This is a genomic window from Tsukamurella spumae (assembly GCF_012396015.1).
In the GTDB taxonomy this organism is placed as follows: domain Bacteria; phylum Actinomycetota; class Actinomycetes; order Mycobacteriales; family Mycobacteriaceae; genus Tsukamurella; species Tsukamurella spumae.
Map to the genome: position 1 here is coordinate 1 of NZ_JAAXOQ010000056.1, position 7,255 is coordinate 7,255.

A 7,255-nucleotide genomic window follows, 5' to 3' on the forward strand; every position below is an offset into this window, starting at 1 on the left:
GCCCGGCCGGGCGCCGGGAGCGGCCGCGCGGGCCGCGGGCGCCGAGGTTGCGGGGGCGCTCGCCGCGGGAGCGGCCGGCTTACGGGCCGGACCCGGCTTCGCGCCGCTCTCGGACTTCGCGCCACCGTCGGACTTGGATCCGTACGCCTCGCGCAGGCGTCGCGCGACGGGTGCTTCCACCGTCGACGACGCGGACTTCACGAACTCGCCCTGCTCACTGAGACGTGCGAGAACTTCCTTGCTGGTGACACCGAGCTCTTTAGCCAACTCGTGCACGCGGGCCTTGCCTGCCACTCTTCTCCTCAAATGTGAGGTCGAGGGCATATGTGGTCCCGCCGACCTCGGTTAGTTACTCCGATTGCCGTTCATCGCTGGTGCTTCACGGGGTGCTCATGTCTTCAGCTCGATTCCTTCGTTCGGGGCGATGTCGCCCCTGCTCAGGTGGCGGATCCACGATCAGCCGAGTGCCGAGCGCGTCTACCGCCCGACGGATCAGGCGGAGGCGGCTCGTCGACCGTCTGTCATAGTACCGTCCCGCGTACCGCGACCGCCACTCACTACCGTCGGCGCCGCGACGGCGGCGATCAGCAGTGCCGCCGACATCGCGATCCACGCCACGCCGGCGCCGGGGCCGACCGTCCCGAGTGCATCGAGCAGCGCGCCGGTGGCGAGCGTCGGCACCCACCCAGCGGAAGTGGACCCTATCACGACAAATGGTTAGCCTAACCTAACGAACGACTTCGGTGTCATCCACCGGCCCGGACAGCCTGAGCGCGCGCCGGAAGGCGTTCCTCTTGCGCGCCAGCTCGCGGCACCGCTGGTCGTCGTGCAGCCATGCCCCGCGCCCCGGGAGACGACGCCGTGCGTCCACGACGACCGCGAGCACACCGTCGGCCCGGGGAACGGCGACGACCCGGATCAGTTCCCCCGCCGGGGCCCGGCCCCGGCACCCGATGCAGGTGCGGACGGGCTCGGTGTTCCCCGTGCGGGTTTCCTGAGACGACCCGCCACTCACTGCGGCTGCGCGCCCTCGGCGTCCGAGCGGATGTCGATGCGCCAGCCGGTCAGGCGCGCGGCGAGGCGGGCGTTCTGCCCCTCCTTGCCGATCGCGAGGCTCAGCTTGAAATCGGGGACCACCACGCGGGCGGCCTTCTCCTTGACGTCGACCACCGTGACCGAGACCACGGACGACGGCGAGAGCGCGTTGCCGACGAACACCGCGGGATCGTCGTCGTAGGAGATGATGTCGATCTTCTCGCCCTCGAGATCGCTCATCACGTTGCGCACGCGCTGACCCATCGGTCCGATGCACGCGCCCTTGGCGTTGAGGCCCGGCACGGAGGTGCGCACTGCGATCTTGGACCGGTGGCCGGCCTCCCGGGCGACCGAGGTGATCTCGACGCTGCCGTCGGCGATCTCCGGCACCTCGAGCGCGAACAGCTTCTTGACCAGGTTGGGGTGCGTGCGCGAGAGGGTGATCTGGGTACCGCGCTGGCCGCGGCTGACACCGACGACGTAGAACTTCATCCGGTCACCGTGCGCGTAGCTCTCCCCCGGCACCTGCTCCGCCGGCGGCAGCAGGCCCTCGTGGCCCTCGCGCTCACTGCCGATCCGGACCACGACGAAGCCGCGGGCCGCGGCGCGCGCGTCCGCCTGCACGACGCCCGAGACGACCTCGCCCTCGTAGACCGCGAACTCGCCGAAGGTGCGGTCGTTCTCCGCGTCCCGCAGACGCTGCATGATCAGCTGGCGCGCCGAGTCCGCGGCGATCCGCCCGAAGCCCTCGGGGGTGTCGTCCCACTCGGTGATGACATTGCCGTCGGCGTCGAGCTCCTGGGCCAGCACCTTCACCTGGCCGGTGCGCCGGTCGACGTCGATCCGGGCGTGCGGTTCGTGGCCCTCGCTGTGCTTGTAGGCGGTGAGGAGCGCGACCTGGATGGCCTCGATCACGGTGTCGACGGAGATGTCCTTCTCCGCCTCGATGGCCCGCAGGGTCGCCATGTCGATGTTCATCTACGTCCTCATTCCTCGTCGGCGTCGTCGCCGGTCAGATCCTCGGGCTCGGCGCCCGACTCCACGCGCCCGGGCGTGATGCCCGAGAGCTCCATCTCTTGGGGGTTGGGCTTGCGGAACTCGACCCGGACGCCTGCCGCGGCCACGTCCTCGAGATCGAGTTCCCGGGTGGTCGGGGCGGCGCCCTTCGCCCCGGGCAGGACGACGGTGACCGTGCGCCCGTCGTCCGCGAGCGGTCCGACCCGGACCAGCAGGTTCGTACCGTCGCGCAGTTCGATCGCGGCCTGCCGGCCGCGGGCGCGACGCCAGTGGCGCGGCTCGCACAGCGGACGCTCCGCGCCGGGCGTGGTGACCTCGAGGGTGAACGCCTGGCCGCCGAAGACCTCATCGGCGTCGTCGACGGCCGCCGACAGCGCCCGGGCGACCTCGGCCAGCCCGTCGAGCGTGGGACCGGCGTCGTTGTCGACCACCACCGCGATCGACGACTTCGGGCCCGCGTTGTTGATCTTCAGCTGCTCGAGATCGAGGCCCGCCGCTTCCAGGTGAGGCGTGATGACGGCTCTCACCGCCGCTTCGTCGTATGCCATACGCGCCTCCCTGTGAAATTGTCCCGGGGCACCTCGCCCACGGTGTCGAACGCTGCGACCAGTGTACTCATGGCGCGCGGGCCGACCGCCGCGACTTCGGTCCCACGCCGGACCCCATAGACTCGTGGCCGTGATCGACCAACCCCCTCGCGCGCGCCGCGGCATCGACCGGCGCACCGCCCTGACATCCGCGCTGGTGGCCGGCGGCGCCCTGGTGGGCGGCGCCGCTCTCGCCGGATGCACCACGCCGGAGGACCGCGCCGACGATCCGCAGGCCATGCGCCTGCAGGCGGCGGCCGCGCGAGCCCAGGCCGACGCCGAGCTCGCCCGCGGACTCGCCGTGCTCGACGGTGCGGCCGCGCCCCAGCTGAGCCTCATCGCGGACCAGCGCGGCCAGCACGCGACCGCCCTCGCGGCAGAGCTCTCCCGCTACGTGGAGCGGCCCACGTCGGTGACCGCGGCACCGTCGTCGACCGCCGCCGCGCCCGCCCCGGTGACCCGGCAGTCACTGCGCACGCAGCTGGCCCGCTCGGCCCGGGAGGCGGGCGACGCCGCCGTCGCCGCGTCCGGCTATCAGGCGGCGCTGCTCGGCTCCGTCGCCGCAGCCACGCGCGTGCACGCCGAGGTGGTGCTCGGATGACCCCCGCACAGGAGGCGGTCGCCTCGGCGCTCAAGTCGGAGCACGCGGCGGTGTACCTGTACGGCGTGATCGAGGCCTTCGCCGCACCCACCCGCCGCGCCGAGATCGCCACGTACGCGGCGGAGCACCGCGCCCAGCGCGACGCCCTGGCCCGGGTGCTCAGCGCCGCCGGCGTCGAGGTACCGGCCGCCGCGGCCGCCTACAACCCGCCGGAGCCCATCACCGACCCGGTGAGCGCCGCGAAGGTCGCGGCCGCCGTGGAGGACGACAGCGCCGCGGCCCACCGCGGCGTGCTCACCCACGGCGACGGCGACGGGGTGCGCCACCTCGGCGTCACCGGTCTCGGGGGTGCCGCGGTACGGGGCGCGCGATGGCGCGTCGCGCTCGGCGTCACACCGCTGACCGCGCCCTTCCCGGGGATCCGCACGTAGCGCTCCGCCTGACGGTGCGCTCAGCCGCGGCGCTCCGCATTGCGCTGCCTTTACACTCGCAGGATGACGTCCAGCGATCCGCAACAGCCCGGCGACGGGACCTTCGATCCGACGGTGATCCGTCCCGTCGAACCGGCCTCGTCCGGCCCGGACCTGACCGAGCACGCCGACACCGCGTCGAGCGACGGCGGCGACCCCGATGCCGCGACCACCGTGCACCCGACGGTGCAGCCGGACCCGTACGCGGCACCGTCGAACCCGTACGCCGCGCCCGCCGATCCCTACGCGGCCCCGAACCCCTATGCCGCGCCGGGCGCGGACCCGTACGCCGCCCCGGTGGACCCGTACGCGGCCCCGCCGGTGTACCCCGGACAGCAGCCGTTCGGGCAGAACGCCTACGGCCAGCAGCAGTTCGGGCAGCAGCCCGGGTTTCCCGCGTACCCGGGCCAGAACCTGCCCGGCTACCCCGCGCCGGGCTACGGCCAGCAGTCCACCGGGACCAACGGCCTCGCGATCGCCGCTCTGGTGTGCGGCATCGTCTCGTTCCCGCTGGGCTGTGCGTACGGTCTCGGCATCATCACGGCCATCGCGGCTCTGATCATGGGCATCATCGCCATGAAGCAGGTCAAGGAGACCGGCCAGGACGGACACGGCATGGCCCTGTCCGGAGTGATCCTCGGTGGCGTCTACATCGCCCTGTTCGTCATCGCGATCGTCATCATCGTGATCGTGGCCGCCAGCGGCGGCTTCGACACCACGTCCTCGCTGCTCACCCTGCTGCACTGACACCCCCGCTCACACACAGGACCCCGCACCGTTCGGTGCGGGGTCCTGTTGCGTAGGCGGATCAGCGTGCGGCGGCGACGATCTCCGCGGCGGCCTCGGCGATCGCGATCTCCCGGGACTCGCCGGTGAGACGGTCGCGCAGTTCGACGACACCGTCGGCCCAGCCCCGGCCGACCACCACGACGGTCGGCACCCCGAGCAGCTCGGAGTCCTTGAACTTGATCCCGGGCGAGGCCTTGCGGTCGTCCAGGAGCACCTGCAGGCCGGCACCGTCGAGCTCCGCGGCCAGCGACTCGGCGCCCGACCAGGCGCCCTCGTCCTTGTTCGCGATGACCACGTGCACGTCGAACGGGGCGATGCCCTTGGGCCAGCGCAGCCCCTTGTCGTCGTGCTGCTGCTCGGCGATCACGGCGACGAGCCGCGAGACGCCGACGCCGTAGGAGCCCTGGGTGAGGCGCACGGGCTTGCCGTTCTCCCCCAGCACGTCCACCTCGAAGGCATCGGTGTACTTGCGGCCCAGCTGGAAGATGTGGCCGATCTCGATGCCGCGCGCGGACCTCAGCACGCCCTTGCCGTCGGGCGAGGCGTCGCCGTCGCGGACCTCCGCGGCCTCGATGGTGCCGTCGGCGACGAAGTCGCGACCCGCGGTGAGGTTCACCACGTGCTGCCCCTGCGCATCGGCGCCGGTGATCCAGGCGGTGCCGTCGACGACGCGCGGGTCGACGAGGTAGCGGACCTCGTTGGCGAGCAGCGCCTTCGGGCCGATGTAGCCCTTGACCAGGAACGGGTACTTCGCGAAGTCCTCGGCCTCGAGCAGCGCCACCTCGGTGGGCTCGAGCGAGGCCTCGAGACGCTTGAAGTCCACCTCGCGGTCGCCGGGAACGCCGACGCCGAGGAGCTCCCAGTCGCCGCCCGGCACGCGGGTCTTGACCAGGATGTTCTTGAGCGTATCCCCCGCGGTGACCTCGCGACCGAGGACGGAGGCACCGTCGGCCCCCTCGTTGGCCCAGGCCACGAGCGTGTCGATGGTGGGCGCGTCCGGGGTGTCGAAGACCTGCGCGGCGGGCAGCCCGTCGAGTTCGATCGCGGGCGGCGCGGGCGTCACGACGGCCTCGACGTTCGCGGCGTAGTCCGACTCGGTCGAGTGCACGTAGGTGTCCTCGCCGACCTCGCTCACCGCGAGGAACTCCTCCGACGCGCTGCCGCCCATCGCTCCCGACGTGGCGGAGACGATGACGTGCTCGACGTTCAGGCGCGCGAAGATCTTCTGGTACGCGGCGCGGTGCTTGCCGTACGCCTCCGACAGCCCCTCGTCGGTGGTGTCGAAGCTGTAGCTGTCCTTCATCACGAACTCGCGGCCGCGGAGAATGCCGGCGCGGGGCCGCTCCTCGTCGCGGTACTTCGTCTGGATCTGGTACAGGATGACCGGCAGGTCCTTGTACGAGTTGTACTCGCCCTTCACGGTGAGGGCGAAGATCTCCTCGTGGGTCGGGCCGAGCATCATGTCGGCGCCCTTGCGGTCCTTCAGGCGGAAGAGTCCGTCGCCGTACTCGGTCCACCGGTTGGTGCTCTCGTAGGGCTCCCGCGGCAGCAGCGCCGGCAGCAGGATCTCCTGGCCGCCGATCGCGTTCATCTCCTCGCGCACGACCTGCTCGACATTGCGCAGCACGCGCAGCCCCAGGGGCAGCCACGAGTAGATGCCGGGCGCGATGCGGCGCACGTAGCCGGCGCGGACGAGCAGCTTGTGGCTGGGGACCTCGGCGTCCGCCGGGTCGTCGCGGAGGGTGCGCAGGAACAGCTGGGAGAATCGGGTGATCACGACGCCACAGCTTAGTGTGTCCGTGTGCTGATCCTGCTTCCCCCGTCCGAAACCAAGGCCGGTGGCGGTTCCGGTGCGCCCCTCGACCTCGAGGCGCTCACCTTCCCGTCGCTGACGCCCACCCGCGCGCGCCTCCTCGACGCCCTCGTCGCGCTCTCGCAGGACGACGGTGCCGCCCGCGCCGCGCTGGGCCTCTCGGACGGGCAGACCGACGAGGTGGAGCGCAACCGCGCGCTGCGGACCGCACCGACCCGGCCCGCGATCGAGCAGTACACGGGCGTGCTCTACGACGCGCTGGACGTGCGCGGGCTGACGAGGGCGCAGCGCGCGAAGGCCGACGCCCGCCTCGCGGTGGGCTCGGCGTTGTTCGGGGCGGTGGGCGCGCAGGACCCGATCCCCGCGTACCGGCTGTCCTCCGGGTCGAAGCTGCCGGGCCTGGGCACGCTGGCCGCCGCCTGGAAGCCCGCGTTGGCCGAGGCGCTCGGCGCGGCCGACCGCGGGCTCGTCGTGGATCTGCGGTCCGGCGGCTACGCGGCGCTGGGGAGGGTTCCCGGCGCGGTGACGGCCACCGTCGTCACCGAGAAGCCCGACGGCTCGCGCGCCGTGGTCTCGCACTTCAACAAGCACCACAAGGGGCTACTGGCCCGCGCGCTGGTCGTGAGCCGCGCGGAGCCCGGCGACGCCCGGGCCGTGGTGAAGGTGGCCGAGAAGGCGGGCCTGCACGCCGAGCTGTCCTCCCCCACCGAGGTCACGATCGTCACCAGCGCCTGACGGGCACTCAGTCCTCGTCGAGCCGGTGCCGGCGGGCGCGGACCCGGTCGGCCTGCGGTGACACCGGGTGATGCATGCCGTCCGGCTCCGGGAGCGCGTGCCGGCCGCCGGTCTGCGGCGCGAACTCGCGCTGCGGCGCGGGCGGCGGGACGGGCTGCGGCGCCGGGGGCCGCGGAGTGGGACCCGCGGCCGCGTGCGGGATCGGGCG

The 7,255-nt window shown here is 72.5% G+C and carries 10 protein-coding genes and 1 pseudogene; 4 read left to right on the forward strand and 7 right to left on the reverse strand.

Annotated elements, in window-relative coordinates; translation table 11 throughout:
* From HF999_RS21770 to rimP, 5 genes are all read right to left on the reverse strand, one after another.
* Positions 1–294 (reverse strand): translation initiation factor IF-2 N-terminal domain-containing protein (locus HF999_RS21770; protein WP_312854234.1); only part of this gene is annotated, 294 nt, incomplete at its 3' end.
* A gap of 198 nt (positions 295–492) precedes the next feature.
* Positions 493–681 carry a hypothetical protein gene (locus tag HF999_RS21775; RefSeq protein WP_168547859.1) on the reverse strand — a complete coding sequence of 63 codons (189 nt, stop codon included), beginning with the start codon at positions 679–681 and terminating at the stop codon, positions 493–495.
* A gap of 46 nt (positions 682–727) precedes the next feature.
* Positions 728–1,015, reverse strand: coding sequence for a YlxR family protein (locus tag HF999_RS22895; protein WP_168547860.1), 288 nt, complete (start codon positions 1,013–1,015; stop codon positions 728–730).
* Positions 1,012–2,013: a transcription termination factor NusA gene (gene nusA, locus HF999_RS21785; RefSeq protein WP_168547861.1), complete on the reverse strand. Its 1,002-nt coding sequence runs from the start codon at positions 2,011–2,013 to the stop codon at positions 1,012–1,014. The genes HF999_RS22895 and nusA overlap by 4 nt, the downstream gene beginning before the upstream one ends.
* A gap of 8 nt (positions 2,014–2,021) precedes the next feature.
* Positions 2,022–2,600 (reverse strand): ribosome maturation factor RimP, encoded by a 579-nt coding sequence (rimP, locus tag HF999_RS21790; RefSeq protein ID WP_168547862.1) that lies wholly within the window; start codon positions 2,598–2,600, stop codon positions 2,022–2,024.
* A 130-nt stretch (positions 2,601–2,730) separates the two neighbouring features.
* On the opposite strand from rimP, the gene HF999_RS21795 reads away from it, so the two are divergent.
* From HF999_RS21795 to HF999_RS21805, 3 genes are all read left to right on the forward strand, one after another.
* Positions 2,731–3,240 carry a hypothetical protein gene (locus tag HF999_RS21795; RefSeq protein WP_168547863.1) on the forward strand — a complete coding sequence of 170 codons (510 nt, stop codon included), beginning with the start codon at positions 2,731–2,733 and terminating at the stop codon, positions 3,238–3,240.
* Complete coding sequence (locus HF999_RS21800) at positions 3,237–3,671, forward strand: ferritin-like domain-containing protein (protein WP_168547864.1); 435 nt, start codon at positions 3,237–3,239, stop codon at positions 3,669–3,671. Before HF999_RS21795 ends, HF999_RS21800 begins: the two co-directional genes overlap by 4 nt.
* Before the next feature lie 63 nt (positions 3,672–3,734).
* The gene (locus HF999_RS21805) at positions 3,735–4,457 is read left to right on the forward strand and encodes a DUF4190 domain-containing protein (RefSeq protein WP_168547865.1); all 723 of its coding nucleotides are present in this window, start codon (positions 3,735–3,737) and stop codon (positions 4,455–4,457) included.
* 61 nt (positions 4,458–4,518) lie between these two features.
* On the opposite strand, the gene HF999_RS21810 is transcribed toward HF999_RS21805, so the two are convergent.
* Positions 4,519–6,276 (reverse strand): proline--tRNA ligase, encoded by a 1,758-nt coding sequence (locus HF999_RS21810; protein ID WP_168547866.1) that lies wholly within the window; start codon positions 6,274–6,276, stop codon positions 4,519–4,521.
* A gap of 24 nt (positions 6,277–6,300) precedes the next feature.
* Here HF999_RS21810 and yaaA point away from each other — a divergent pair, with 24 nt between their 5' ends.
* Positions 6,301–7,047 carry a peroxide stress protein YaaA gene (yaaA, locus tag HF999_RS21815; RefSeq protein ID WP_168547867.1) on the forward strand — a complete coding sequence of 249 codons (747 nt, stop codon included), beginning with the start codon at positions 6,301–6,303 and terminating at the stop codon, positions 7,045–7,047.
* A 7-nt stretch (positions 7,048–7,054) separates the two neighbouring features.
* Here yaaA and HF999_RS21820 read toward each other — a convergent pair.
* Positions 7,055–7,255: pseudogene (locus tag HF999_RS21820) on the reverse strand (hypothetical protein); the annotation flags it as partial.